Origin of the sequence: Streptosporangium sp. NPDC049376 (assembly GCF_044466505.1) — a bacterium.
Taxonomy (GTDB): Bacteria; Actinomycetota; Actinomycetes; order Streptosporangiales; family Streptosporangiaceae; genus Streptosporangium.
This window is the reverse complement of record NZ_JBITMT010000018.1, coordinates 80,848-105,149: the sequence shown is the minus strand read 5'-3', so window position 1 is coordinate 105,149 and position 24,302 is coordinate 80,848. Positions and strand designations below refer to the sequence as shown.

The 24,302-nt window shown below is 71.7% G+C and carries 19 protein-coding genes; 10 read left to right on the top strand and 9 right to left on the bottom strand.

Going from position 1 to position 24,302, the window contains the following annotated elements:
* Positions 1-12 precede the first annotated feature (12 nt).
* On the top strand, positions 13-1,245 hold the full coding sequence (fabF, locus tag ACIBVQ_RS32470) for a beta-ketoacyl-ACP synthase II (protein ID WP_352016378.1): 1,233 nt from the start codon (positions 13-15) through the stop codon (positions 1,243-1,245).
* 12 nt (positions 1,246-1,257) lie between these two features.
* On the top strand, positions 1,258-2,679 hold the full coding sequence (locus ACIBVQ_RS32465; protein WP_399182162.1) for a carboxyl transferase domain-containing protein: 1,422 nt from the start codon (positions 1,258-1,260) through the stop codon (positions 2,677-2,679).
* Between the two features lie 251 nt (positions 2,680-2,930).
* Here ACIBVQ_RS32465 and ACIBVQ_RS32460 read toward each other — a convergent pair whose 3' ends face one another.
* A complete protein-coding gene (locus ACIBVQ_RS32460; RefSeq protein WP_352016376.1) occupies positions 2,931-3,425 on the bottom strand; it encodes a DUF3145 domain-containing protein in 495 nt (164 codons plus the stop codon).
* Positions 3,426-3,626: 201 nt separating this feature from the next.
* On the opposite strand from ACIBVQ_RS32460, the gene ACIBVQ_RS32455 reads away from it, so the two are divergent.
* From ACIBVQ_RS32455 to ACIBVQ_RS32440, 4 genes are all read left to right on the top strand, one after another.
* Complete coding sequence (locus ACIBVQ_RS32455) at positions 3,627-4,679, top strand: S8/S53 family peptidase (protein ID WP_352016375.1); 1,053 nt, start codon at positions 3,627-3,629, stop codon at positions 4,677-4,679.
* 61 nt (positions 4,680-4,740) lie between these two features.
* Complete coding sequence (locus tag ACIBVQ_RS32450; protein WP_399182158.1) at positions 4,741-5,313, top strand: RNA polymerase sigma factor; 573 nt, start codon at positions 4,741-4,743, stop codon at positions 5,311-5,313.
* Positions 5,310-5,777, top strand: coding sequence for a hypothetical protein (locus ACIBVQ_RS32445; RefSeq protein WP_399182156.1), 468 nt, complete (start codon positions 5,310-5,312; stop codon positions 5,775-5,777). The genes ACIBVQ_RS32450 and ACIBVQ_RS32445 overlap by 4 nt, the downstream gene beginning before the upstream one ends.
* Entirely contained in the window at positions 5,778-8,201 is a 2,424-nt protein-coding gene (locus tag ACIBVQ_RS32440) for a CHAT domain-containing protein (RefSeq protein WP_399182155.1), read from the top strand. It abuts the gene before it with no gap.
* Here ACIBVQ_RS32440 and ACIBVQ_RS32435 read toward each other — a convergent pair.
* The 4 genes from ACIBVQ_RS32435 to ACIBVQ_RS32420 all read right to left on the bottom strand — a co-directional run bounded on the left by ACIBVQ_RS32435 (position 8,141) and on the right by ACIBVQ_RS32420 (position 13,497).
* Complete coding sequence (locus ACIBVQ_RS32435; RefSeq protein WP_362781815.1) at positions 8,141-8,953, bottom strand: sulfurtransferase; 813 nt, start codon at positions 8,951-8,953, stop codon at positions 8,141-8,143. The two genes, ACIBVQ_RS32440 and ACIBVQ_RS32435, sit on opposite strands and share 61 nt — an antisense overlap.
* A complete protein-coding gene (locus tag ACIBVQ_RS32430) occupies positions 8,950-10,083 on the bottom strand; it encodes an alkaline phosphatase family protein (protein WP_399182153.1) in 1,134 nt (377 codons plus the stop codon). The genes ACIBVQ_RS32435 and ACIBVQ_RS32430 overlap by 4 nt, the downstream gene beginning before the upstream one ends.
* A complete protein-coding gene (locus ACIBVQ_RS32425) occupies positions 10,080-10,670 on the bottom strand; it encodes a DUF5998 family protein (RefSeq protein ID WP_352016369.1) in 591 nt (196 codons plus the stop codon). Before ACIBVQ_RS32425 ends, ACIBVQ_RS32430 begins: the two co-directional genes overlap by 4 nt.
* Positions 10,671-10,836: 166 nt before the next feature.
* The gene (locus tag ACIBVQ_RS32420) at positions 10,837-13,497 is read right to left on the bottom strand and encodes a bifunctional GNAT family N-acetyltransferase/acetate--CoA ligase family protein (protein WP_352016368.1); all 2,661 of its coding nucleotides are present in this window, start codon (positions 13,495-13,497) and stop codon (positions 10,837-10,839) included.
* A gap of 185 nt (positions 13,498-13,682) precedes the next feature.
* Between ACIBVQ_RS32420 and ACIBVQ_RS32415 the strand changes: the two genes are divergently transcribed.
* Complete coding sequence (locus ACIBVQ_RS32415; protein ID WP_399182149.1) at positions 13,683-14,576, top strand: carbohydrate kinase family protein; 894 nt, start codon at positions 13,683-13,685, stop codon at positions 14,574-14,576.
* A 48-nt stretch (positions 14,577-14,624) separates the two neighbouring features.
* Here ACIBVQ_RS32415 and ACIBVQ_RS32410 read toward each other — a convergent pair whose 3' ends face one another.
* On the bottom strand, positions 14,625-16,715 hold the full coding sequence (locus ACIBVQ_RS32410) for a RecQ family ATP-dependent DNA helicase (protein ID WP_352016427.1): 2,091 nt from the start codon (positions 16,713-16,715) through the stop codon (positions 14,625-14,627).
* Positions 16,716-16,889: 174 nt separating this feature from the next.
* Between ACIBVQ_RS32410 and ACIBVQ_RS32405 the strand changes: the two genes are divergently transcribed.
* On the top strand, positions 16,890-17,513 hold the full coding sequence (locus ACIBVQ_RS32405; RefSeq protein WP_399182146.1) for a GNAT family N-acetyltransferase: 624 nt from the start codon (positions 16,890-16,892) through the stop codon (positions 17,511-17,513).
* A gap of 292 nt (positions 17,514-17,805) precedes the next feature.
* Positions 17,806-20,292 (top strand): DNA topoisomerase IV subunit A, encoded by a 2,487-nt coding sequence (locus ACIBVQ_RS32400; RefSeq protein ID WP_352015873.1) that lies wholly within the window; start codon positions 17,806-17,808, stop codon positions 20,290-20,292.
* 198 nt (positions 20,293-20,490) lie between these two features.
* Here the strand turns inward: ACIBVQ_RS32400 and ACIBVQ_RS32395 are convergent, their stop codons facing one another.
* Together ACIBVQ_RS32395 and ACIBVQ_RS32390 are read right to left on the bottom strand one after the other, a co-directional pair.
* Complete coding sequence (locus tag ACIBVQ_RS32395) at positions 20,491-20,871, bottom strand: VOC family protein (RefSeq protein ID WP_362917792.1); 381 nt, start codon at positions 20,869-20,871, stop codon at positions 20,491-20,493.
* A 174-nt stretch (positions 20,872-21,045) separates the two neighbouring features.
* Positions 21,046-21,363: a hypothetical protein gene (locus tag ACIBVQ_RS32390; protein ID WP_352015875.1), complete on the bottom strand. Its 318-nt coding sequence runs from the start codon at positions 21,361-21,363 to the stop codon at positions 21,046-21,048.
* Between the two features lie 165 nt (positions 21,364-21,528).
* Between ACIBVQ_RS32390 and ACIBVQ_RS32385 the strand changes: the two genes are divergently transcribed.
* Positions 21,529-22,023, top strand: a complete 495-nt coding sequence (locus ACIBVQ_RS32385) for a beta-class carbonic anhydrase (RefSeq protein WP_399182143.1) — start codon at positions 21,529-21,531, stop codon at positions 22,021-22,023.
* A gap of 65 nt (positions 22,024-22,088) precedes the next feature.
* Here ACIBVQ_RS32385 and ACIBVQ_RS32380 read toward each other — a convergent pair whose 3' ends face one another.
* Entirely contained in the window at positions 22,089-24,161 is a 2,073-nt protein-coding gene (locus tag ACIBVQ_RS32380; RefSeq protein WP_399182141.1) for a type IIA DNA topoisomerase subunit B, read from the bottom strand.
* Between the last annotated feature and the right edge of the window lie 141 nt (positions 24,162-24,302).

Sequence of the window (24,302 nt, the reverse complement as noted above, 5' to 3'; positions counted from 1 at the left end):
GAGCGCAAGACAGTGAACACAGACCAGGTACGCGTCGTCGTCACCGGGCTCGGCGCGACCACGCCCCTCGGTGGGAACGTCGCCTCGTCCTGGTCGGCGCTTCTCGCCGGTCAGTCGGGGGTTCGCAACCTCACCGAGGACTGGGTCGACTCAGTCCCGGTGAAGTTCGCAGCCGCGGCCGCCGTGGACCCGACCGAGGTTCTGCCCCGGCCGGAGGCACGGCGGCTGGACCGCGCGGAGCAGTTCGCGCTGGTCGCGGCCCGTGAGGCCTGGGCGCACGCCGCGATCGACAAGGTCGACCCCGAGCGTCTCGGCGTGGTCGTCGGCAGCGGCATCGGCGGCATCACCACGGTCCTGGCCGCCTACGACACCTTCAAGGAGAGGGGCTGGCAGCGACTGTCGCCCTTCACCGTGCCGATGCTGATGCCCAACGGCGCCGCAGGCTGGATCGGCATCGAGATCGGCGCCCGCGCCGGCGTGCACGCGACCGTGAGCGCCTGCGCCACCGGTGCCGAGTCGATCGGATACGGCATCGAGATGATCCGCTCCGGACGTGCCGACGTGGTGGTCGCGGGCGGCACCGAGGCGGCCATCCACCCGCTGAACATCGGTTCCTTCGCCGCCATGCGCGCGATGTCCACCCGCAACGACGCGCCCCACCTCGCCTCGCGGCCCTGGGACAAGAGCCGTGACGGATTCGTGCTCGGTGAGGGCGCCGGCATCGTGGTGCTGGAGTCCGAGGAGCACGCCCTCGCGCGTGGCGCCAAGATCTACGCGGTGGCGGCGGGCGTCGGTTACTCAGCCGACGCGCACCACATCGCCCAGCCCGAGCCCCTCGGCGCGGGCGTCATGCTGGCCATGCGCCGCGTCCTGGAGAACTCCGGCCTGACCGGTGCCGACATCAAGCACATCAACGCGCACGCGACCTCCACCCCCGCGGGTGACGTGGTCGAGACGGTTGCGATCAGCGAGGTCATCGGCAACCACCCGCTGGTCACCAGCACCAAGTCGATGACCGGGCACCTGCTCGGCGGCGCCGGTGGCATCGAGTCGGTCTTCACCATCCTGGCGCTGCACGAGCGGATCGCCCCCGCCACGATCAACATCGACGAGCTCGACGAGGGCGTCGAGGTGGACATCGTGCGTGACAAGCCGCGCGCGCTGCCCGACGGCCAGATCGCCGCGATCAACAACTCCTTCGGGTTCGGCGGACACGACGTCGCCGTGGCCTTCACCAGCATCTGACAGGAGCCCGTGATGACTGTGCTCGACAACAGGGTGGTGAACGACGCCTCCGACAAGGAGGCCGACGATCCCCGCGACCCCCAGGTGCGTCTGGCCGCCCTCCTCGACGAGGGATCGATCAGGCTGATCTCTCCTGTGGACCGCAGCGGGGCGCTGGCGGCGATGGGTCGCGTTGAGGGCGTCCCCGTCGTGGTCTTCGTCAGCGACGCCCGGATGCAGGGCGGCGCGATGGGCAGCCAGGGGTGCGAGCACATCGTGCACGCCTACGACGTCGCGGTCCGCGAGCGGGTCCCGATCATCGGCGTGTGGCACTCCGGCGGCGCACGGCTCGCCGAGGGCGCCGAGTCGCTGCACGCGGTCGGCCGTGTCTTCGCCGCCATGACCCGGGCCTCCGGAGTCGTCCCGCAGCTCTCCGTGGTCGTCGGCCCCGCGGCGGGCGGCGCCGCCTACGGCCCCGCGCTGACCGACATCGTGATCCTGGCCGACGAGGGCCGCATCTTCGTCACCGGCCCCGACGTGGTGCGCAGCGTCACCGGCGAGCAGATCGACATGGCCGCCCTCGGCGGCCCCGAGCCGCACAGCAAGCGCAGCGGCGTGGTCCACATCGTCACCAAGACCGAGACCGACGCCTACCTGCAGGCCCGCCGCCTGGCGGTGCTGCTGGGCCACCAGGGCAGGGTCCGCACCGACCTCGACGAGGTCGACTTCTCCGACCTGCTGCCGGACAACCCCCGCCGCGCCTACGACATCAAGCCGCTGGTCAAGGGGCTCCTGGACGAGCCCGGAGTCGAGTTGCACGCCAAGTGGGCGCCGAACGTCGTCACCACGCTCGGCCGTCTCGGCGGCCGGACCGTCGGCGTCGTCGCCAACAACCCGATGCGTCTCGGCGGCTGTCTCGACGCCACCTCGGCGGAGAAGGCCGCACGGTTCGTCCGTATGTGCGATGCCTTCGGGGTGCCGCTGGTCGTCCTGGTCGACGTCCCCGGTTACCTGCCCGGCGTCGGTCAGGAGCACGACGGTGTGGTCCGCCGCGGCGCCAAGCTCCTGCACGCCTTCGCCGAGGCCTCGGTCCCGCGCGTCACCCTGATAACCCGCAAGGCGTACGGCGGCGCCTACATCGCGATGAACTCCCGCTCCCTGGGCGCGACCAAGGTCTTCGGCTGGCCGACCGCCCAGATCGCGGTCATGGGCGCGGTCGCCGCGGTGCGCATCCTGAAGCGGCGCGAACTGGCCGCCGCCCCTGAGGACGAGCGCGCCGCGCTTGAGACCAGGCTCGCCGAGGAGCACGAACTCCTCGCGGGCGGGCTCCAGAGGGCCATCAAGATCGGCGTCATCGACGAGGTCATCAAGCCCGAGGAGACCCGGGGAGCCATCGCCAAGGTGCTCGCCCAGGCGACCCCGGCCCGGGGCGCCCACGGCAACATCCCGCTGTGACCTGATCCCGCCGTCACACCACGCTTCTGCGACGCCCCCGCGCGGCTCACGCCGCCGGGGGCGTCGTGCTTTCTCCCGGTTCCGGGAAGGCCCGCGGCGGCCCCGGACGGTGCCGCGCCCGCGCAGGGCCTCACCCCGGGAGGGAGCGCGGGCGGGTGCTCCACCGCCCGTTCGGGGAAGCGCTCTCCGGGGGGCGAAGCCGTAGGAGGAGGGGACGCCGGGGCGGTCACCGTCCGTGACGGGCCGCCGGGTCACACCGCGGCGTGCAGCCAGCGGACCGGGGCGCCCTCGCCCGCGTAGCGGAAGGACTCAAGCTCGGCGTCCCACTGTTTGCCGAGCATGCGATCCAGCTCCTCCTCAAGGACCACCCTGCCCTGGCGGGCCATCAGCATGGCCGAGCGCAGCCGGTCCTCGGGAATCAGGATGTCGCCCGCGGCCCCGATCACCGCCGTGAAGGCGCCGAGTGAGGGGGTGTAGGCATTACGTGACCCGTCGGCGCCTGGTGTGGCGTCCTCCGTGATCTCGAATCGGATCCGTTGCCAGCCCATCAAGGACGAGGTGATGGCCGCCGCGGTTCCCGGCCGCCCCTCCCACTCGGCCTGGGCGCGCACGTGACCGGGCGCGGCGGGCTGTGGAGTCCAGGTCAGGTCTACGGGCACGCCAAGGACACCTGCGACCGCCCATTCGATATGAGGGCACAGCGCAGGCTGAGCTGAGTGGACGTAGAGCACGCCACGAGCAGACACCGGACCTCCCGTTTCGTACGAGGTGCGCCTTCCCCAACGGCCTCGCCAGGATGATCACAAGTGACTGAAGGAAGACTACCGTCGGTTGTGACGCCGCACCAGAGGGGGGTCATACCGAGATGTTGCGACGCGCAGACGCGTCTGCGGCATCCTCTGAAAGGAAAACACCCATCGACCTGGTGATCAACCCTGGAGTACCGGATGGACGCCGACATCACCCGTGTGGAGCCCGTCGCGGGAGTGATCTCCCTGATCAGGCCCGGCCAGTTGCTCACCGACGCCCTCGGCGCGGAGGCCGCCGAGCGGTGGACGATCGCGGTCGCCGAGACCGACGGAGTCTTCCGCGTACGGCTCTCGCCCGGCGTGGACGTCTGCGAACTGGTGGCCACGCTACGTGACCAAGGTCACAGTGCGTCACCCAACCACGTGCTGGTCGGCCAGCCCCTCTTCTTCGGCGGCCCCGCCTCACGGCCCTTCCCCGTCGACCCCGTCCCCGCGCCGGGAGGAAGCCCCGGAAGCGGGGTGACCGTCGCGGTCGCCGACACCGGCCTCGCCCCGCATCCCTGGTGGCGGGAACGGACCTGGTTCGGGGAGGGACGGCAGGAGACCGAGGTTCCCGACACCGACCGCGACGGCCTGTTGGACCCTCAGGCGGGGCACGGCACCTTCGTCACCGGCCTGGTGCTGCGCGCGGCCCCCGGGGCACGGATCCGCCCGCTACGGGTGCTGGACGGCCGGGGCCTGGGAGACGAGGCGGCGCTGCTGCGCGTCCTGGGCAGGCTTGCGAACGATCCGCCGCAGGTGCTCAACCTCTCCCTCGGCTGCCACACCTTCGACGACAGGCCCTCCCCTCTGGTCGAGACCGCGCTGGCCGGATTGTCCTCGACCGCCGTCGTCGCCTGCGCGGGCAACACGGCCTCGACCCGCCCGTTCTGGCCCGCCGCCCTGCCCGGAGTGGTCGCGGTGGGCGCGCTCGACGCGGCCGAGCAGGCCAGGGCGCCGTTCTCCGCGCACGGCCCGTGGGTGGACGCCTGGACACGCGGCGAGTGGCTGCGCAGCGCCTTCCTGCGCCATGGAGCGTTCCGCGGCTACGCCGGATGGAGCGGGACCTCCTTCGCCGCGGCCGTGGTCAGCGGAGCGATCGCCGCAGCGACCGGGGAGCGTACCCCGAAGGAGGCGGCGGCCCACGTTCTCGATCCCACCCGCAACCGGCGAATTCCGGATCTGGGGGTCGTCGTGCCCACGCCAAGGTAAAGTCTCACCCAAAGTCTTCACGCGAACACGAAGTGTGTTCGCCGTGGTCTCGGAGGCGCCGGTGAGTGACCAGCAGACGATCGACGCCGCGCTGGCAGGCGACCAGGCCGCGTGGGACGCGCTGGTGACCCGCTTCTCCGGCAGGCTCTGGTCGGTGGCCCGCGCCCACGGCCTCAGCGCGGCGGACGCCGCGGACGTGGTGCAGGGCACGTGGCTGCGGCTCGTCGAGAGCCTGCACACCATACGCGACCCCGAGCGGATCGGTTCCTGGCTGCTCACCACGGCCAGACGTGAGGCCTCTCTCCTGAGCAGGCGCACCCGGGGCGAGCGGCTCGTCGCCGACCCCGCCGCCGAGCGGGCCGAGCCCGGCCCCTCGCGGGCCGACCACGCCGTCCACCCCGATCCGGCGTTGACCGTGCTCTCCGCCGAAGAGGGCCGCCGGCTGTGGCGCACCGTCGAGACGATGCACGAGCCCTGCCGTTCGCTGCTCCTGCTGATGGCCACCGCGCCGGACGCGGGGGTCCACCAGCTCGCCGTACGGCTGGGCATGCCCAGCGGCAGCTACGGCCCCACCAGAGGGCGCTGCCTGAACCGGCTACGCACCATGCTCACCGCCCAGGAGGCGCAACCGTGACCACCCGCCGTCCCCCCGCGATCGACGACGAGTCCCTGGTCGCGGCGCTCCGCCTGGCCGCGGGTAAGGACCCCGTCCCGGCACACGTCCTCTCGGCGTCCAGGGCGGCCTTCGGCCTTCGGGTGCCCGGCGCCTCGACCGCGATCCCGGTGTCCACGCCCGCCCCGGCCGGCGTGCGGTCCGCCGAGGGGGCACGGCTGCTGCGCTTCAGCGCCGCCGGTCTCGTCGTCGAGCTGGAGATCGTCCCCGTCGACGGCCTGGTCGACCTGGCGGGACAGGTCTCCCCCCTCCCCGAGACCGGCACGACGGTCGAGGTGCGCACCCCTCACCTCACCGCGTCGCGTGAGCTGTCCGCGACGGGCCAGTTCGCCGTCACCGGGCTGCCGCCCGGCTGGTTCAGCGTGGTGTGCAGGCGTCCCGGCCACAGCCCGGTCGTCACCAGCTGGACCCGGATCCGTCCCTAGGTGGTGCCGGACGAGGCGGTCGCCGCCGCGGAGCTGGCGCTGGAGACGTCCGGCAGTGACCCCGCGCGAGCCGGAGAGCTGGCACGTGAGGTGCTGCGCTCGATGACGGTCCCCGACGAGGCCGCCACGATCGCCCATCGGGCTCTGGCGCTGGCCGCCAGGGAGCTGGGAGATCTCCCACTGGCCGAGAGCCATCTGAGCAGGGCCGTCGGCATCGCACTGGCGGCGGGGCTGCGGCACAGGGCGGCCCAGGCCCGTCTCTCCTTGGTCCACGTCAACGCCGAGCTCGGCCGTCCCACGCAGGCCCTCACCGTCGCCGCCGCGGCCGAGCCGTACCTCAGGCCGGTCGAGGTGGCCAAGCTCGGGGTCCATCGGGCGGTGGCCCTGGCCAGGCTCGGCCGCTACGCGGAGGCCGCCGACCAGTGTGACCGGGCCGTCGGCCTGCTGGGGGAGGACCCCAGGTTCCTCGCCGGGGCCCTGCTGAACCGGGGGCTGGCGAGGGCCTTCCTGGGAGAGTTCGAGGCGGCGGAGTCCGACCTGGCCCGCTGCGCCGAGCTGGCCGGCCGGGCCGGTCTCGACCATGTGGTCGCCCTCGCCGAGGGGAACCTGCCCTTCCTCGCCGCCCGGCGCGGCGATCTGCCCGCCGCCTTCGCCGCCTACCGGCGTGCCGAGGACAGCCTGTTCGGCTATCCGGAGCGGCTGGCCACGACGCGTTGCGACCTGGCCGAGGCACTGGTCGCCGCCCATCTGCCGGGCGAGGCGCGGGTGCTGCTCGACCTGGCGGTGCCCGAACTCATCGCGGCGGGCGCGCAGGGCGCCCTGGCCGAGGCCCTTCTGCTGCTGGCCAGGGCCGAGTTGCGCACGGGTGAGCCGCACCGCGCCCTGCAGACCGCCGAGCGCGCGGGCGCCGCCCTGACCGCGCAGGAACGCGCCGCCCTGGTGCCGCTCACGACGGAGATCGCCCTGAGGGCCCGGCTGGCTCTCGGCTCACCGACCCGGGAGTTGCTCACCGAGTTGCTCGCCTGTGCCGATGACCTCGACGAGACCGGGCACGCGGAGGTCGCCGGGGAGCTGAGGCTCACCGCCGCAGAGGTCGCGCTGCTGGTCGGCGACCGCGCGGCCGCCGACGGCCAGCTCGACCGGCTCACCCGTGGTCCCGGAGTGGTCTCCCGGCACGCCTCGGCGCTGAAACGGGAGCTCGCCGGAGACAGGCGTGGGGCGTTCGCCGAGGTCAGGGCCGGTCTGTCCGAGGTCGCCGCCCGTACGGCCACCGCGGAGGACCCTCGGGTCCGCGCCCACGCGGCCAAGGCCGGTGAACCGCTGGCCGGATTCGGGCTCACGCTGGCCCTGCGCACCGGGCGGGGCCGTACGCTCCTGGCCTGGGCCGAGCGGTGGCGGGCCGTCGCGGGTGGTTCTGGACGGTCACGGGTCCCCGGCGTCGCGGAGCTCCGGGCGGCGCTCGGCGACGCGGTCCTGGTCGAGTTCGCCAGGAACGGCGACGAACTGGTCGCCGTCGCGGTCTCGCCAGAACGGGTCTCGCTACGCCGTCTCGGCTCCTTCTCCGCCGTCGCGGAGGCCGTTGTGCGGCTCAGGTACGGCCTGCGCAGGGCGCATCTGCGCGATGGGCGGGCGGCAGACGTCGCCGGGGAGGCGGCCCTGCTCGAACGTCTGCTGCTCGATCCCCTGTCGGGAGTCCTGGGTGGCAGGGCGCTGGTGGTCGTACCGACCGGGGCGCTGCACACCCTGCCGTGGCCGGTCCTGCCGTCGAACTCCGGGCGCCGGGTCTCGGTGGCCTCCTCGGCCGCTTCCTGGCTGGCCGGCGGGCGGGTGCGGGCCACGGGGGCGGGGAGGGTCGTGGTGGCCGCCGGACCGGGGCTGCTGCACGCCGAGGCGGAGGCGGAGATGGTCGCCGCCCGTCATCCCGGTGCCGAGCGGATCCCGGCGCTGCGTCCCGAGGTGGTCACGGCACTGCCCGGGACCGGGGTCGCGCACCTGGCCGCGCACGGCACGTTCTGCTCCCGCAGCCCGCTGTTGTCCGGCATCGATCTTGAGGATGGCAGACTGATGGCCTACGACCTGCTTCGGCTGCGCGTTCCGCCCAGGCTGGTCGTGCTTTCGGCGTGTGACGCCGGGATGGCCCATGCCCCCGCGGACGGAGCTCCGCTGGGGCTGGCGGGTGCCTTCCTGTCGCTGGGGACGCAGTGCGTGGTGGCCAGCCTGGTGCCGGTACGCGACGAGGAGACCCTCGACCTGATGACGGTCTTCCACGAACTGCTGGCCGCGGGCCACTGCCCCGCCCAGGCGCTCGCCACGGCGAACGCGAAGACGGGGGTGGCCGGTTTCGTCTGCCTGGGGTACGGCGATCAGCCGGTGGCGACGGGCCGCGCGGGGTCGGCGACCCAGTTGGACCAGGAGCCGACGTAGAGGGCGGCCGGGATGCCCGCGACGTCGAGCGCCAGCACCTCGTGGGCGGCCGTCACGCCTGACCCGCAGTAGGCGCCGACCCGAACGCCGGGGACCGCGCCGAGCGTGTTGAACCGCTCGCGCAGGAAGTCGGGCAGGTGGAAACGCCCGGAGGGGTCGACGTTCTCTCCGGTGGGGGCGCTGACCGCGCCGGGAATGTGCCCCGCGACGGGATCGATCGGTTCGACCTCTCCCCGGTAGCGCTCCGCGGCGCGGGCGTCCAGCAGAACCCCGTCCTTGGCGAGTTCGGCGGCCTGGTCCGCGTCGAGCACGGGCATCCCGCCGGGGCGGGCGGTGAAGTCGCCCTGGGCCGTCTCCTGGTCGCCCTCGGCGAGAGGCAGCCCCTCGGCGGTCCACGCGCGCAGGCCGCCGTCCAGGACCCGGACGTCCGGATGGCCGAAGTGGCGCAGCGTCCACCAGGCCCGGGCGGCGGCGGTCGAGTCGGCCTCGTCGTAGACCACGACCGTACGGGAGCCGGAGACGCCCAGGCGGCGCATGGCCTCCTGGAAGTGCTCGGCGGAGGGCAGCGGGTGACGGCCCCCCTCCCCCGCGGGGGCGGCGAGGTCGGCGTTCAGGTCGCAGAAGACGGCGCCGGGGATGTGCCCCTCGCGGTAGGAGTCGACCCCCGGCGGGCCGCCCAGCTTCCAGCGGACGTCCAGGATCGTCGCCCCGGTCAGGGCGGACAGCTCGGACGGGGTGATCAGCGGGCTCATCGGGTGCTTACCTCCAGCAAGGGAACATGCTGCTCCGCGGTGGTCAGGGAGCCGTGGGCGCCGACGAACGACGACTCGAACGGCTCCCTGACCGAGGCGGTGATCGCGCAGTCGGTGTACGGCACAGCCAGGACGTCGCCGATCCTGAGCAGCCAGTCCGGCCGCACCTGGGGCCCGAACCAGCCCGACTCGACGGCTTCCTGCCGGGAGACGACCCACGCCCTGCCCGCCAGGAGCTCACGCCAGGTGCCGAGCACGGCCTGTGTGGCGCCTGGGGCGGTGTAGATGTGCCTGACCCGGGTGTCGCCGCCGAGCAGGGCCACGCCCTCGCGCAGCGCGGCGCCGCGTTCCTCCGGGCCGTCCACGTCGATCAACTCGGTGACGTTGACCATGCCGTGGTCGGCGGTGACGTACATCGCAGCCCCCTGCGGGAGGGTGCCCGCGAGCCGTTCGGCGAGTTGGTCGACGACGGCGAGCCGGTCGAGCCACTGCGGGGAGCCCCAGCCGAACCGGTGGCCCGCGGCGTCGAGGTCGCCGTAGTAGACCGTCACGTGGGAGCGGGGGCGGGTCAGGGCCACGCGCGCGCCCTCGACCCGGTCGTCGAGTGCGTCGGCGCCGAAGAAGTCCGTGCCCCGGTAGACGGCCCGGTTGAACGCGGTCGGCCCGAACGCGGACGGGGCGACGTAACTCACGGAGACGCCGGCCTCCGCGGCGCGTTCGAAGACGGTCGGGGTCGGCTGCCACTCGTCGGGCGGGACCGTCGGGCCCGCCGAGGTCCAGCGCAGGCAGTTGAGCAGATGGCCCGTGCCGGGCATGGCGAGCTGGTAGCCGAGCATGCCGTGCTCGCCCGGCGGCAGGCCGGTGCCCAGCGTGCCGAGGCTGGTCGCGGTGGTCGCGGGAAAGCCCGCGGTGAGCACCCTGGCCCGTCGCGCGGACAGGAACGGGGCCGCCTCCGGGTGGGCGTCGAGCAGTTCGGCGCCCAGGCCGTCGACGAGGAACACCAGGACGTGCCGGGCGGCTTCGAGCCCCAGCGGGTTGCCGTGGCCCTCCACCCCGAGCACGGCCAGCAGTGAGCGGGACAGGTCGGCCAGGGAGGCCGTGCCGTACGCGGGGAGCAGCGGGGCGGTCATGAGGCGGCGTGGGCGGTGGCCTCGGAGAGCGCCTTGGCGAAGGCCAGCACGTGTGAGACGGCCTCGGGGCCGTCGGCCGCCTCGCTCACCCTCAGGGACAGGTCGTCGGCCGTGATGGCGCCGGTGTATCCGTGGTCGGCCTCGCAGTTCTCGTCGCCGCAGGTCGCGGGCTCAAGGTCCACGTGGGAGATGGCCCCCCAACCGATGGTGAGGGTGACCTCGTTCGGCGGCACACCCGGCACGTAGGAGGCCGGGTCGGGGACGACCCTGGTCACGGCGACCGACTGGATCCTGCTCAGGCGCACGGCCTCGGTGGTCGTCGAGGCGTGCGAGACCGAGACCCCCTCGACCGGCGAGTGCTCGTCGGTGTGGCAGACCAGCAGGCGGGTGGGGGTGAGCACCAGGACGGTGACGTGTCTGCGCACCTCCATGGCGGGGTCGAAGGTGGCCTCGTGGTGCACCACGTAGGCGCTCACCTGCTCCTTGCCCAGGGCGGAGTCGACCGCGTCGGCGACCAGGTCGGGATAATAGCCGCTGCGATCGATTGCCTCGCGCAGACCGGCGGCCGAGAGTCGGGTTTCCCTCATGGGTCCATCCTGCCCTGTCCCGGGCGGCGCTTTCACCTGGAGCCCGTGAGGTTCGGCCATCGGCGGAAAGACGCTCCCCGCGAAATGCGGTTTCCCTGAAGTAGCTAAGCGGTTAATTCGGTTTTTTGGCGTTAATTGCATTGGTAAGGCGGTGGTGGGGTTTTCATCACCACCCACGCCCTGCCCAGCCGAGCCGGCGCGGCCCCGCGTCCACTCGCGGTCCGTGCTGACTGCTCAGTACGGCGCGCGCCCCGAGAACGATCACCTCCGACTCCCCGACCAGCACCGGATCGAGGTCGAGCCTCGACACCTCGGGAAGGTCGTCGGCCAGCCGCCCGACCCGGACCAGCAGCTCCTCAAGCGCCTCGACCGCGACCGGCGGGTAGCCGTACTCGCCGAACAGCAGCGGGGCCGCGTGTGGCGACCTGACCAGCGCCGCGGCGTCCTGCGAGGTCAGCGGCGCCAGGCGGTAGGCCTCGTCGCGCAGCAGGCGCGCGGTGACCTCGCCGAGCCCGAAGGAGACGACGGCGCCGAAGGCGGAGTCCTCGATGACGCTGACCACGGTCGGCACCGCGGGCTGCGGGACCATCCGTTGCACCGCGAGCACCGCGCCCCGGCCGAGCTGCTCCTTCAGCCCCGCGAAGGCCTCGCGCACCCCGTCCGGACCGGTCAGGCCGAGCCGTACGGTCCCGGCGCGTTTGGCCGCCTCCGGGTCTGCCGCCTTCAGCACCACCGGCCAGCCGAGCCGTTCGGCCGCCTCGACGGCCTCCTCGGGGGAGTCGACCACCTCCGCGGGCCACACGGTCAGGCCGTAGCAGGCCAGCAGTTCGGAGGGGTCGATCTCGACGTCCTCCTCCGGCCCCTCGCCGTTCCCGGCCCGCTCCAGCCTGGACAGCACCAGCCGTCGCGCGGCGGCCGTGTCGACGCCCTCGATCTCCTCGGGCACGCCCGGGGACCGTTTGCGCCAGCGGGCGTGCCGTACGGCGTGGGCCAGGGCGCGGACCGCCTCCTCGGGAGCGGCGTAGGACGGGATCGAGCCCCGTTCGGGCACCGCGCCGGTCCGCAGCCCCGGCGGCACGCCGATCCTGCCCTCGAAGGTGGCCAGCACCGGCTTGCCGCAGTCGCGGGAGGCCCTGAGCAGTTCGGCCGCGACCTCGTCCGCCGGGCCGGGGATCGGCGGCATGTAGATGACGACGACCGCGTCCACGTCCTGGAGCACCGAGGTCAGCGCGGCGCCGAACTCGGCCGCCCCGGCCCTGGCCCCGAGGTTGACCGGCGGCGCCGGGTCGAGCCCGGCCTGCACGCAGGCGTCCGCGGCGAGCAGCGCGAGCGCGTCGGAGTTGCCGACCAGGCCGACCCTCGACCCCTTGGGCAGCGGCTGGTAGGCCAGCAGCTGCGCGACGTCGAACTGCTGGATCAGGTCGTCGACCCGGATCACCCCGGCCTGCTCGAACAGCGAGCTGAGCGCGGTGTCCGGCAGGCCGAGCACCGGCGCCGCGTGCCCCCTGGGCACGTTCTGGGTGGTGCCGCCGCTCTTGACGACCACGATCGGCTTGCGCCTGGAGATGCGCCGCGCCAGGCGGGCGAATTTGCGGGGGTTTCCCAGGGACTCCAGGTAGAGCAGGATCACATCGGTCCTGGGGTCCTCCTCCCAGTACTGCAGCAGGTCGTTGCCGGAGACGTCGGCCCGGTTGCCCGCCGAGACGAACGAGGAGATCCCCATGCCCCGCTGGGCGACCCGCTGCAACAGCGCGGTGCCCAGGGCGCCGGACTGGCTGAAGAAGCCGACCCTGCCGTGGCCGGGGACGGTCGCGGCCAGCGTGGCGTTCAGCCTGATCGCGGGGTCGGTGTTGGCGATGCCCAGACAGTTGGGGCCGACGACGCGCAGGCCGTACGCGCGGGCGATGCGGACCAGTTCGTCCTGCCGATCCCGCCCCTCCTGGCCGGTCTCGCCGAACCCCGAGGAGACCACGACCAGCCCGCGCACCCCCTTCTCCGCGCACTCCTTGACCACCTCGATCACCCCGTCCGCCGGTACGGCCAGCACCGCGAGGTCCACCTCCCCGTCGATGGCCGTCACGCTCGGGTAGGCGCGCACCCCGGCCACCGCCCGCGCCTGGCGGTGCACCGGGTAGACGGGGCCGGTGAAGTCGGCGGCCAGCAGGTTGCGCAGCACGGTCTGGCCGACGCCGCCCGGTTCCCTGCCCGCGCCGACGACCGCGATCGACCCCGGCGAGAGCAGTCGTTCGATGGAGCGGGACTCGGCCCGGTGCTCACGTGAGGCGGTCACCTCCTGGGAGGTCTCGGTCGGGGTCAGGTCGAGGATCATCCGTACGACGCCGTCGGCGAAACGGCTCTGCGCGGTGTATCCGGCCTGCTGGAGCACGGCGGTCATCTTGCGGTTGGCGGGCAGCACGTCGGCGACGAAGCGGGTGATGCCCCGTTCCCTGGCCGTCTCCGCCAGGTGTTCGAGCAGCACCGAGGCCACTCCGCGTCCCTGGTGCGCGTCCTCGACGAGGAAGGCGACCTCCGCCTCCCCGGGATCGATCCGGTCGTAGCGGATCACCGCCACCATGTCGGCGCCGATCGTCGCGATGAGCGCGACACGGTCGACGTAGTCGACGTTGGTGAACCGGGTGACCTCACGCTCGGAAAGACGGGGTCTGGGGCCGAAGAACCGGAAGTAGATCGACTCCTCGGAGAGCCGGGAGTAGAACGAGCGAAGCCGTTCCGCGTCGGCGGGCCTGATCGGTCGTACGTGGGCGGTGCCGCCGTCGGAAAGGACGACGTCCGCCTCCCAGTGAGCGGGATACTGAGCAGCCTCCACAGTCCTGAGAGTAAACGTCAGACGCGTATGCCAGATCAGCAGGGCGGTTCGCGTCCTGTTCACGCAACGCTTGTGCATCGACTATGGCGCGCTATCCGGTCCGGACCCCATACCCTGGCCGGAAGCTGTTAAGTTTTTCGCGGCTAGAGGCACGTCAGCATCGAAGGCAGCAAGGCGGTGACATCATGACGCGGGTGGTCGTGGTGGGCGATCTGATGACCGATGCGGTCGCACGAGCTCGCTACCCATTGGCACGAGCCAGCGACACACCGGCGATCGTCACCATGCACGGCGGCGGCTCCGGGGCCAACATAGCCTCCTGGCTCGCGGTCGAGGGTGCCGAGGTGGCCTTCATCGGGCGTAGGGGTGCCGACATCACCGGCCGTAACCGCGACATGGAGCTGATGGGCTACGGGGTCGACGCCCGCCTTGTCATGGACCCCGAACGGCCTACCGGCACCTGCGTCGTGCTCGTCACCCACAAGGGCGAGCGCACCATGCTGTCCGACCCGGGTGCCAACGCCGCCCTCTCGCCCGAGGACCTGCCCCGTGACCTGTTCACCCAGGGCGCTCATCTGCACCTGTCCGGTTACACCCTGATCAACGAGGGTTCCCGCGAGGCCGGTCTCGCCGCCCTGGAGATGGCCCGCCGCTCCGGGATGTCGGTCTCGGTCGACTGCTCCTCCTCCGCCCCGCTGGAGCGGACCGGCGCCGAGCCGTTCCTCGAATGGACGCAGAACGTCAAGCTGCTCTTCGCCAACGCCGACCAGGCCAAGGTCCTGACGGGCCGTGACGACCCCGCCGCCGCAGCCAAGGTGCTGACCGCCTGGTTCCCGCAGGTCGTCGTCAAGCTCAGCGACGAGGGCGCGCTGTGGTACACCAACGGCCGCGCGGAGCCTGTCCAGGTGCCCGCCGAGGCCGTCGAGCGCATGGTCGACGGGACCGGCGCCGGTGACGCCTTCACCGCCGGGTTCCTGCCCGCCTGGCTGGAGAACAAGCCGCCCGCCGAGTCCCTCGCCGCCGGCTGCCGCCTGGCCGCCAAGGCCATCTCCCACCTGGGCGCCCGGCCCCGCCTCTGACGCCTTCTTCTCGGGGTACGGCCCGGCACGGGCCGTACCCCTGTTCGTCTACGCCGTGACCGCGAGGGTGAGCGGAAGCACCGCGGGGGCCCCGGCGTGGCGGAGCATGGCCGCGGCCAGGGTCAGGGTCCAGCCGGTGTCGAGACGGTCGTCGACCAGCAGCACCGGCCCGCCCGTACGCGCGACGGCCTCGGTCAGCGCGGAGGGCATGGCCAGCGTGGCACGGACCGCCTGGACCCGCTGGGCGCTGTTGAACTGGCGGCCGGGGGTCCCCCGGCGGTATCCCAGCTCTCCCAGGTAGGGCAGACGCCCCACCTGGGCCAGCCGCTCGGCCAGGCTCCCGACGAGCTGGGGGCGGCTCGCCGAGGGGATCGCGACGACCGCGGCCGGGCGGTGCCGCCACTCCCAGTGGGACAGCACCGTGACCACGGCGGCGAAGACGTCGTCGGGGATCGGGCCGTCGGGGGCGCCGTCGGCCAGCAGCCCGCGCAGCCTGTTGCCCCAGCCGATGTCGGTCAGCCTGCCCAGCGCCCTGCCCGGTTCGGCTCCCAGCTCGGGTTTGATGCGCCCCTTGAGGTCGCTCAGCCCGCTCGGCCACTGCTTGCGCGCCTCGATCTCGACTCCGGGGCGGTTCAGGCTCTCCGCCGCCCGCTCGACCGCCCGCGCGTCGACCTCGGGCGAACGGTGCGCGCCGGTGCAGTTGTCGCAGCGTCCGCACGGCGTGGCGGTCTCGTCGTCGAGCCGCCGCCTCAGGAACCACTCACGGCACTCGGTGGTCTCCAGGTAGTCGAGCATGGCCCGCTGCTCGGCCTCGCGTTCGGCCGCCACGCGGGCGTAGCGGCCCGCGTCGTAGGCCCACTCCTCGCCGGTCGCCTCCCAGCCTCCCTTGACCCTGCGCACCGCGCCGTCCACGTCGAGGACCTTGAGCATCGTCTCCAGCCTGCTGCGGCTGAGATCGACCCGGTTCTCCAGGGCCGCGGTCGACAGCGTCCCGCCCTCCGACAGGGCGTCGAGCACGGCCCGGACCACGGGCTCGGGAGGAAAGGCCAGCGAGGCGAAGTAGGCCCAGATCTCCCGGTCCTCGGCGCCGGGAAGCAGGATCACCTCGGCGCGCTCGACCCCGCGACCGGCCCTGCCGACCTGCTGGTAGTAGGCGACCGGGGACTGCGGCGCGCCGACGTGGACGACGAAGCCGAGGTCGGGCTTGTCGTAGCCCATACCGAGGGCCGAGGTCGCGACCAGCGCCTTGACCTTGTTGTCGAGCAGGGCCTGCTCGGCGGCGAGCCGTTCCGCCTGCTCGGTCTGCCCCGAGTAGGACAGCACCTCGTGCCCCTGCTCGCGCAGGTAGGCCGCGACCTCCTGGGCGGCGGCGACGGTGAGGGTGTAGACGATGCCGGAGCCGGGTAGCTCGTGCAGCGTCTGGGCGAGCCAGGCCAGGCGCTGCTCCGGACCGCGCAGCCGTACGACGCTCAGGTGGAGGCTCTCACGTTCGAGGGCGCCGCGCAGGACGAGGGTCTCGCCGCCGGAGTGCGCGTCGTCGGCGCTGAGCTGCTCGGCGACGTCGTGGGTCACCCTGGCGTTGGCCGTCGCCGTCGTCGCCAGGACCGGCACGCCCTCGGGCAGCTCCTGGAACAGCGTACGCAGCCTGCGGTAGTCGGGCCTGAAGTCGTGGCCCCAGTCGGAGATGCAGTGCGCCTCGTCCACGACGACCAGGCCCGCGCTCTCGGCCAGCTCGGGCAGGACCCGGTCACGGAACTCGGGGTTGTTGAGCCGTTCCGGACTGACCAGGAGCACGTCGACCAGGCCCTCGGCGACCTGCCCGTAGATCTGCTCCCACTCCTCGGGGTTGGCGGAGTTGACGGTGACCGCGTTGATCCCGGCCCGCTCCGCGGCGGCGATCTGGTTGCGCATCAGGGCCAGCAGGGGGGAGACGATGACCGTGGGGCCCTCGCCGAGCTCACGCAGGAGCGCGGTCGCGATGAAGTAGACCGCTGACTTGCCCCAGCCCGTCCGCTGCACCACGAGCACCCGGCGCCGGTCCACGACCAGCGCCTTGATGGCCTCCCACTGGTCCTCACGCAGCCGGGCGTGCTCACCGGCAAGGGCCCGCAGCCGCTCCTCTGCCTCTTCGCGCAGCATCTGCTCTTCGCTCACCGGCCTATTGGTACCAGGTCGGGGTGACCGTTTCACTCCGCCCGCCCTTACCGGCGAAGCGAGCATTGGGAGCGTCCTTCTCCTTTCCCCACGGAGTGGCCTCCGTCTCCGTTCAACGGGCCGACCCGGTTCCACGTCGTGGTTTGATGCATCTCAGCTATGGACGTCACAACGTGGTACCTCGAACAGACCTCGCGCTCGGACCTGCTCCCCGCCGGACGGCCCGCGATCGAGGCCGGCATCGTGCGCGCCGAGGTCGTCTCCCCTGAGTTCAGCAGGTTCCTCTACACGGCCGTCGGAGGCGACTGGCAGTGGACGGACAGGCTGCGCTGGACCTGGCGGGAGTGGGAGGACCTGCTCGGGGGCGGTGCGGAGACCTGGGTCGCCTACCACAGAGGCACACCCGCGGGCTACGTCGAACTCACGCCCGGCCGGGACGCGTCAGTCGAGATCACCTGTTTCGGCCTCATGTCCTGGGCGACGGGCAGGGGGCTGGGCGGTCGTCTTCTTGAGGTCGGCACGGCCCGCGCCTGGGACCTCGCCGACCGTCACGAGGACCGCGAGCCGACCCGGCGGGTGTGGCTGCACACCTGTTCCCTCGACGGCCGGCACGCCCTGGCCAACTACCGGGCACGGGGCTTCCGTGTCTACGACGTCGTACACGGCGCTCCCGGGGACGAGGACGAGGGGGTCACCCCCGGCCCCTGGCCCGGAGCGGGTCCCCGCTCCCCCACGACCGAGGGCCCGCGAGACGGCGACCGCCGGGAGTGTCGGCCACGGTGAGTATGGTGGCGAGACTCCACACGATGTACGGTCACGTCGATCGGGACGAAGCCCCGATGCCCGCCGATGACCGGTCCCGCCACCACCGAGGAGGCGCCTTCATGATCTCGCCCCCCACGCGGGCGGCAGGGGCGTGTCACCGCACTCCGCAAGGTGCCGCCCGTCACGGGCGCGCAGGACGGCCCCGCCCCGGCACGCAGGCCTGAACCGGCCACCCGTCACACCACGAGGACTAAAAGGAGGATGCGCTCTCCCTCGGCAGAAAACCGAGGCGCCCGCGCAGGAAAAACAGATGGCCCGACGGACGACCACACCCCCGACCGACGGTGACTTCGAGGAGCGGATCGTCGACATCGACGTCTCCGCCGAGATGCGCACCAGCTTCCTTGAGTACGCCTACTCGGTCATCTACCAGCGTGCGCTGCCGGACGCCAGGGACGGCCTCAAGCCGGTCCAGCGCCGCATCCTCTACTCCATGAGCGAGATGGGCCTGCGCCCTGACCGAGGGCACGTGAAGTCGTCGCGGGTCGTCGGTGACGTGATGGGCAAGCTGCACCCACACGGCGACAGCGCCATCTACGACGCGCTGGTCCGCATGGCGCAGCCGTTCTCGATGCGGTTGCCCCTGGTCGACGGGCACGGCAACTTCGGCTCCCCCGACGACCTGCCCGCCGCGATGCGTTACACCGAGGCGAGACTAGCCGCCGCGGCCATGTCGATGGTGCAGTCGATCGACGAGGACACCGTCGACTTCAAGCCCAACTACGACGGGCAGGAGACCGAGCCGACGGTCATGCCGTCGGCGTTCCCGAACCTGCTGGTCAACGGCGCCACCGGCATCGCGGTCGGCATGGCAACCAACATGGCGCCGCACAACCTGGTCGAGGTCGTCGCCGCCGCCCGCCACCTGATCAAGAAGCCGGACGCGACGCTCGACGACCTGATGCGTTTCGTCCCCGGCCCCGACCTGCCGACCGGCGGCACGATCATCGGCCTGGACGGCATCCGCGACGCCTACGCCAAGGGCCGCGGCACCTTCAGGATGCGCGCCAAGTGCGCCGTCGAGCAGGTCAGCCCCAGGCGCAAGGGCATCGTCGTCACCGAGCTGCCCTTCAACGTCGGCCCCGAGCGGGTGGTCACCAAGATCAAGGAGCTGGTCACCGCCAAGAAGCTCCAGGGCATCTCCGATCTGAAGGACCTCAGCGACCGGCACAAGGGCCTGCGCCTGGTCATCGAGATCAAGAACGGCTTCATCCCCGAGGCCGTGCTTGAGGAGCTGTACCGGCTGACGCCGATGGAGGAGACCTTCGGCATCAACAACGTGGCGCTGGTCGACGGCGAGCCGCGCACGCTAGGCCTGCGCGAGCTGCTCCAGGTCTACGTCGACCACCGCATCGACGTCACCAGGCGCCGCTCCCTGTACCGCAGGCGCAAGCGGGAGGAGCGCCTGCACCTCGTCGAGGGCCTGATCATCGCCCTGCTCGACATCGACCGGGTCATCCAGGTCATCCGTTCCTCCGACGACTCCGGCCAGGCCCGCCAGCGGCTGATCGAGTCCTTCGCGCTGTCGGAGACCCAGGCCGTCTACATCCTGGACACCCCGCTGCGCCGCCTGACGCGCTTCGACAAGCTGGAGCTCGACCGGGAGAAGGCGACCCTGGAGGCGGAGATCGCCGAGCTGAGCGAGATCCTCGCCTCTGAGACCAAACTCCGCAAGGTCGTCTCCGACGAGTTGGCGCAGGTCGCCAAGACCTTCGGTACGCCGCGCCGTACGGTCCTGCTGGAGTCCTCCGGCGTCGCCAGGAACGTCTCGGTGCCGCTGGAGGTCGCCGACGACCCGTGCCTGGTGCTGTTCTCCTCCACCGGCCTGCTGGCCCGTACGGCCGACGCCTCCCCGCTGCCCGCCGACGGCGAACGCGCGGCGCACGACGTGCTGGTGTCCGTGGTGCGCAGTACGGTCAGGGGCGAGGTCGGCGTGGTCACCAACCAGGGCCGGATGATCCGGATCCAGGTGGTGGACCTGCCGACGCTGCCGCCGACGAACAGCCCGCCGTCGCTGTCCGGCGGCCATCCCGTGTCCGAGTACGTCACCCTTGAGCAGGGTGAGACCGTCGTCGGCATCGGTTCGCTCGACCCCGAAGGTCCCGGCCTGGCCCTGGGCACGGCTCAGGGCGTGGTCAAACGGGTCGTTCCCGACTATCCCGCCAACCGTGACGACTTCGAGGTCATCGGGCTGAAGGAGGGCGACACCGTGGTGGGAGCGGCCGAGCTGACCTCGGAGGACCACGACCTGGTCTTCATCACCTCCGACGCCCAGCTGCTGCGCTATCCCGCGACGAGCGTCCGCCCGCAGGGCCGTCCCGCGGGCGGTATGGCGGGCATCCGCCTCGACGGGGACGCCCGGGTGATCTGGTTCGGCGTGGTCGACCCCGCCCGTGAGTCCAGGGTCGTGACGATCGCGGGCTCCTCGACCGCGCTGCCGGGGACCCAGGTCGGTGGCGCGAAGATCTCCGACTACGCCGAGTATCCCCCCAAGGGCAGGGCGACCGGCGGCGTGCGGGCCCAGCGTTTCCTGAAGGGTGAGGACGTCCTGCTGCTCGCCTGGGCGGGCCCAGCCCCCGTGCGCGCCGTCTCGACCGTCGGCAAGCCCGTCCCGCTCCCCGAGGAACTGGGCCGCCGCGACGGATCGGGCCTGCGTCTCACACACACCGTGGCGGCCGTCGGCGGCTCTCTCGGCGCCTCGGACGATCCGTCCGAGGACGAAACCGCCGGGGACTGAGCCCCCGATCCCGGTCCACCGTTCCCGGAGGAGGGCCCCGCGCCCGTCCTCCGGGAACCCTTCCCCGCCCTCACGGCCCGCAGGGCGGGGGTTCTCCCAGAAGATGACCTTCCCCCCCGGTGAACGCCTCTGCGAGCCTGGAGGGCCCGTCAGGGCCGTTCTCACCCCTCGTTTTCCCTGCCCCGCCTGCACGGGCCGTCACCCGGTGCGGGAGGGCTCTCCCACGCAGAGGCAGAACGGATGCCCCACCGGGTCGAGGAAGACACGGAAACTGTCGTCCTCGCTCGGCTGGTAGGCGTGCTTGGTCGCACCCGCCGCAAGCACGGCGGCCTCCCCCTCGTCCATGTCGTCCACGGTGAAGTCGAGGTGGAACTGCTGAGGGATCTCCGCACCGGGCCAGCGGGGCGGCCGGTAGTCCTCCGCGAGCTGGAAGCACAGCCGGCTCCGCCCGTCGGTCAGAACCACCCAGTCGTCCTCGACCGAGGACACCTCCCAGCCCAGGACGGCGCCGTAGAAATCGGCCAGGATCTTCGGGTCCGGACAGTCGAGGACGACCGACCTCATGCGCGCGATTGCCATGATCCCTCTCAGGAGACACCAACGACGAAGTTACGCCAGTGTCCTTCCCCCGGGCTTCGGCGCCACACCGGCACCCGACGGACCACAGCCCGGCCGAAGCCGTACGGCCAGGCCCCCACCCGGTCGTACGGCGAAGCGCGCCCCCGCGCAGACGGAGTCGGCGGACTCCGGACCTCAGACGGACGAGGTGTGCAGAGCGAACCTGACCGCCATCAGCAGCTGCCAGGGTTCGCCCGACTCCCAGGAGCGGATAAGCCGCGCGACCTGCTCGCCGGGCTGAAATTCACCGAAGCCGTGGGGACCGAAACACCCCGCCGCCACGAGCACCTCGACCAGCGGGTCGTCGTCGCCGAGGGACTCTGTGTAGACCGCCGCATCGAGCAGAGCCAGCGCCGAACGCGCGTTACGGCCCTCGTCATGGGTCTCCACCCGGTCCAGCCTCCGCCTGGCCTGCGCACGCAGGTATTCGGCCATCGATGCGATCCTGCTCATGATCCCCCCAAAATCCCGAACTTTGCGTCACGACATCATCACCCATCGTGAGCGGAGATGGCGGAGTCTTCCCTGAGCGAACGAAGAAGACCGCCCCGGAAGGCATCAGGAAAGCCGCATGAGGGATTATCAATCCATAGTTTCCGCCGACCGAAAGGTTTTTGCGTGGGTGCCTTCGACGATCTTCTGGCCGCGAACGAGGAGTTCTCCGCCACGTTCACCGACTCCGAGCTCACCGGTACGGCAGCCCGCGGCCTCGCTGTCGTCACCTGCATGGACTCGCGAATCGACCCGCTCGGGCTGTTCGGCCTGAAAGCCGGAGACGCGAAAATCCTGCGTAACGCGGGCGCCCGGGTGACCGACGACGTGCTGCGAACGCTGGTGCTCGCGGTCTATCTGCTGGGCGTCAACCGGGTTCTCGTCATGCCGCACACCGACTGCGGCATGTCGAAGGCCACCGACGACGACGTGCACAAGCTCGCCGCGCAGCACGGCGTCGACACCCGCAGTCTGGAGTTCCACACCGTGCCCGACCAGAGCGCCGCTCTGCGACACGACCTGACGCGTATCAGGACCAGCCCGTTCCTCCCCGAGGGACTGGCCATCGGTGGCGCCGTCTACGACGTGCGCACCGGGAAGATCATGCCTGTCGAGGTGTGAGAAGAGGGCCGGCTCCGTCCGGAGCCGGCCCTCTCTCATCTCGGACGCCCATGCGTCCAGGTGCCTCAGGCGTCGATGTGGTCGCGGTCGACCTCGGCCGCGCTGCCCACGATGAACTCCCTGCGCGGGGCCACGTCGCTGCCCATCAGGAGGTCGAAGATGCGCTCGGCCTCCTGGACGTCCTCGATCCTGACCCTGCGCAACGTCCTGCGGCGGGGCTCCATGGTGGTCTCGGCCAGCTGGTCGGCGTCCATCTCACCCAGACCCTTGTAACGCTGGACCGGGTCCTTCCAGCGCTTGCCCCGGCGCTCCAGGTCACGCAGGACCCGGTGCAGTTCGGCGTCGGAGTAACAGTAGACGTACTTGTCCTGGCCGCGTCCCGGGTTCGTGACCTCGATGCGGTGCAGCGGCGGAACCGCGGCGAAGACCCGGCCCGCCTCGACCATCGGCCTCATGTAACGGTGGAAGAGGGTCAGCAGCAGGCATCGGATGTGCGCGCCGTCGACGTCGGCGTCGGCCATCAGGATGATCTTGCCGTAGCGGGCCGCCTCGATGTCGAACGAACGCCCCGACCCCGCGCCGACGACCTGGATGATCGCGGCGCACTCGGCGTTCTTGAGCATGTCGGCGACGGACGCCTTCTGCACGTTGAGGATCTTGCCGCGGATCGGCAGCAGCGCCTGGAACTCCGAGTCGCGGGCCGCGCGGGCGGTGCCGAGCGCCGAGTCGCCCTCGACGATGAACAGCTCGCTGCGGTCGACGTCGTCACTGCGGCAGTCGACCAGTTTGGCCGGGAGCGCGGAGTTCTCCAGGGCGGTCTTGCGCCGCTGGTTGTCACGGTGCTCACGGGCGGCGATCCTGGCCTTGGCCGCCGCGGCGATCTTCTCCAGTACCGCGCGCAGCTGCTGCTTGGCGCCACGGGGCGGATTGGTGAAGATCTCCCTGAGGTCCCGGGAGACGACGTGGGCGACGATCCTGGAGGCGGCCGAGGTGCCGAGGACCTCCTTGGTCTGTCCCTCGAACTGGGGCTCGGGAACGCGCACCGTGACGACCCCGGTGAGGCCTTCGAGGATGTCCTCCCTGGTGACCGGGGCATCGCCGTTCTTCAGCAGCCGGGTCTCACGGAGCAACTCGTTCAGCGTGCGGACCAGTGCCCTTTCGAGGCCGTTGACGTGGGTGCCGCCCTTGGGGGTGGCGATCACGTTGACGAAGGACCTGACGGTGCTGTCGTAGCCCTTGCCCCAGCGCAGCGCGACGTCCACGGTGAGCTCACGCTGCACCTGGGTCGGCGTCATGTGCCCGAGCTCGTCCAGGACGGGCACGGTCTCGTGGAAGTGACCGGAGCCCTGCAGGCGCAGCACCTCGCACACGGCCTCGTCGCGGGCGAGGAACTCGGTGAACTCCGAGATGCCGCCGTCGAAGCAGAACTCCTCCTCGGCGGACTCCTCGCCGCGGCTGTCGCGCACGGCCAGGGTCAGGCCGGGGACCAGGAAGGCCGTCTGACGCAGCCGGACGTGGATCTCGTCGAGGGAGACCTCCGCCTCGGGCAGGAAGATCTGGTGGTCGACCCAGAAGCGGACGCGGGTGCCGGTGACCTTGCGGGGGAGCGGGCCGCCGTCGCGCAGGCCGGACTTCTTCTTGAACCTGCCGCCGGGCCCGTCGCCGTCGAAGACGCCCGGGACTCCCCTGCGGAAGCTGATCTCGTGGACCCGGCCGTCACGGTCGACCGCGACGTCGAGGCGGGAGGACAGCGCGTTGACCACGGAGGCACCGACGCCGTGCAGGCCGCCGGAGGCACCGTAGGAGCCGCCGCCGAACTTCCCTCCGGCGTGCAGCTTGGTGTAGACCAGCTCGACTCCGGCCAGGCCGCTCTTGGGCTCGATGTCCACCGGAATGCCACGGCCGTTGTCGCGCACCTCGATCGAGCCGTCTGCGTGCAGCTCGACCTCGATGCGGGTGCAGTATCCGGCCAGGGCCTCGTCGACCCCGTTGTCCACGATCTCCCAGAGGCAGTGCATGAGACCACGGCTGTCGGTCGACCCGATGTACATGCCCGGGCGTTTGCGGACGGCTTCAAGACCTTCAAGCACCGACAGATGGCGCGCCGTATAGCCCTTCTCCGCGCTAACTGCGGTCACACCCACTCCCACTCTGCTCGAACACGTGTGCGCAGCTTACCGTTCTTCCCGCCGCGGCGGGTACAAGCTTCTCACGCAAGCACCATGGCGTTACACCGAGTGAAAAGTCCGTTACCTTCCGGCGCTTTCCGCTCTCGGCGT

Bases quoted from the DNA above. Each gene is read 5' to 3' on its own strand.
- ACIBVQ_RS32465 (WP_399182162.1), top strand. From the start codon at position 1,258: ATGACTGTGCTCGACAACAGGGTGGTGAACGACGCCTCCGACAAGGAG.
- ACIBVQ_RS32455 (WP_352016375.1), top strand. From the start codon at position 3,627: ATGGACGCCGACATCACCCGTGTGGAGCCCGTCGCGGGAGTGATCTCC.
- ACIBVQ_RS32435 (WP_362781815.1), bottom strand. From the start codon at position 8,953: ATGAGCCCGCTGATCACCCCGTCCGAGCTGTCCGCCCTGACCGGGGCG.
- ACIBVQ_RS32430 (WP_399182153.1), bottom strand. From the start codon at position 10,083: ATGACCGCCCCGCTGCTCCCCGCGTACGGCACGGCCTCCCTGGCCGAC.
- ACIBVQ_RS32425 (WP_352016369.1), bottom strand. From the start codon at position 10,670: ATGAGGGAAACCCGACTCTCGGCCGCCGGTCTGCGCGAGGCAATCGAT.
- ACIBVQ_RS32415 (WP_399182149.1), top strand. From the start codon at position 13,683: ATGACGCGGGTGGTCGTGGTGGGCGATCTGATGACCGATGCGGTCGCA.
- ACIBVQ_RS32410 (WP_352016427.1), bottom strand. From the start codon at position 16,715: ATGCTGCGCGAAGAGGCAGAGGAGCGGCTGCGGGCCCTTGCCGGTGAG.
- ACIBVQ_RS32405 (WP_399182146.1), top strand. From the start codon at position 16,890: ATGGACGTCACAACGTGGTACCTCGAACAGACCTCGCGCTCGGACCTG.
- ACIBVQ_RS32400 (WP_352015873.1), top strand. From the start codon at position 17,806: ATGGCCCGACGGACGACCACACCCCCGACCGACGGTGACTTCGAGGAG.
- ACIBVQ_RS32395 (WP_362917792.1), bottom strand. From the start codon at position 20,871: ATGGCAATCGCGCGCATGAGGTCGGTCGTCCTCGACTGTCCGGACCCG.
- ACIBVQ_RS32390 (WP_352015875.1), bottom strand. From the start codon at position 21,363: ATGAGCAGGATCGCATCGATGGCCGAATACCTGCGTGCGCAGGCCAGG.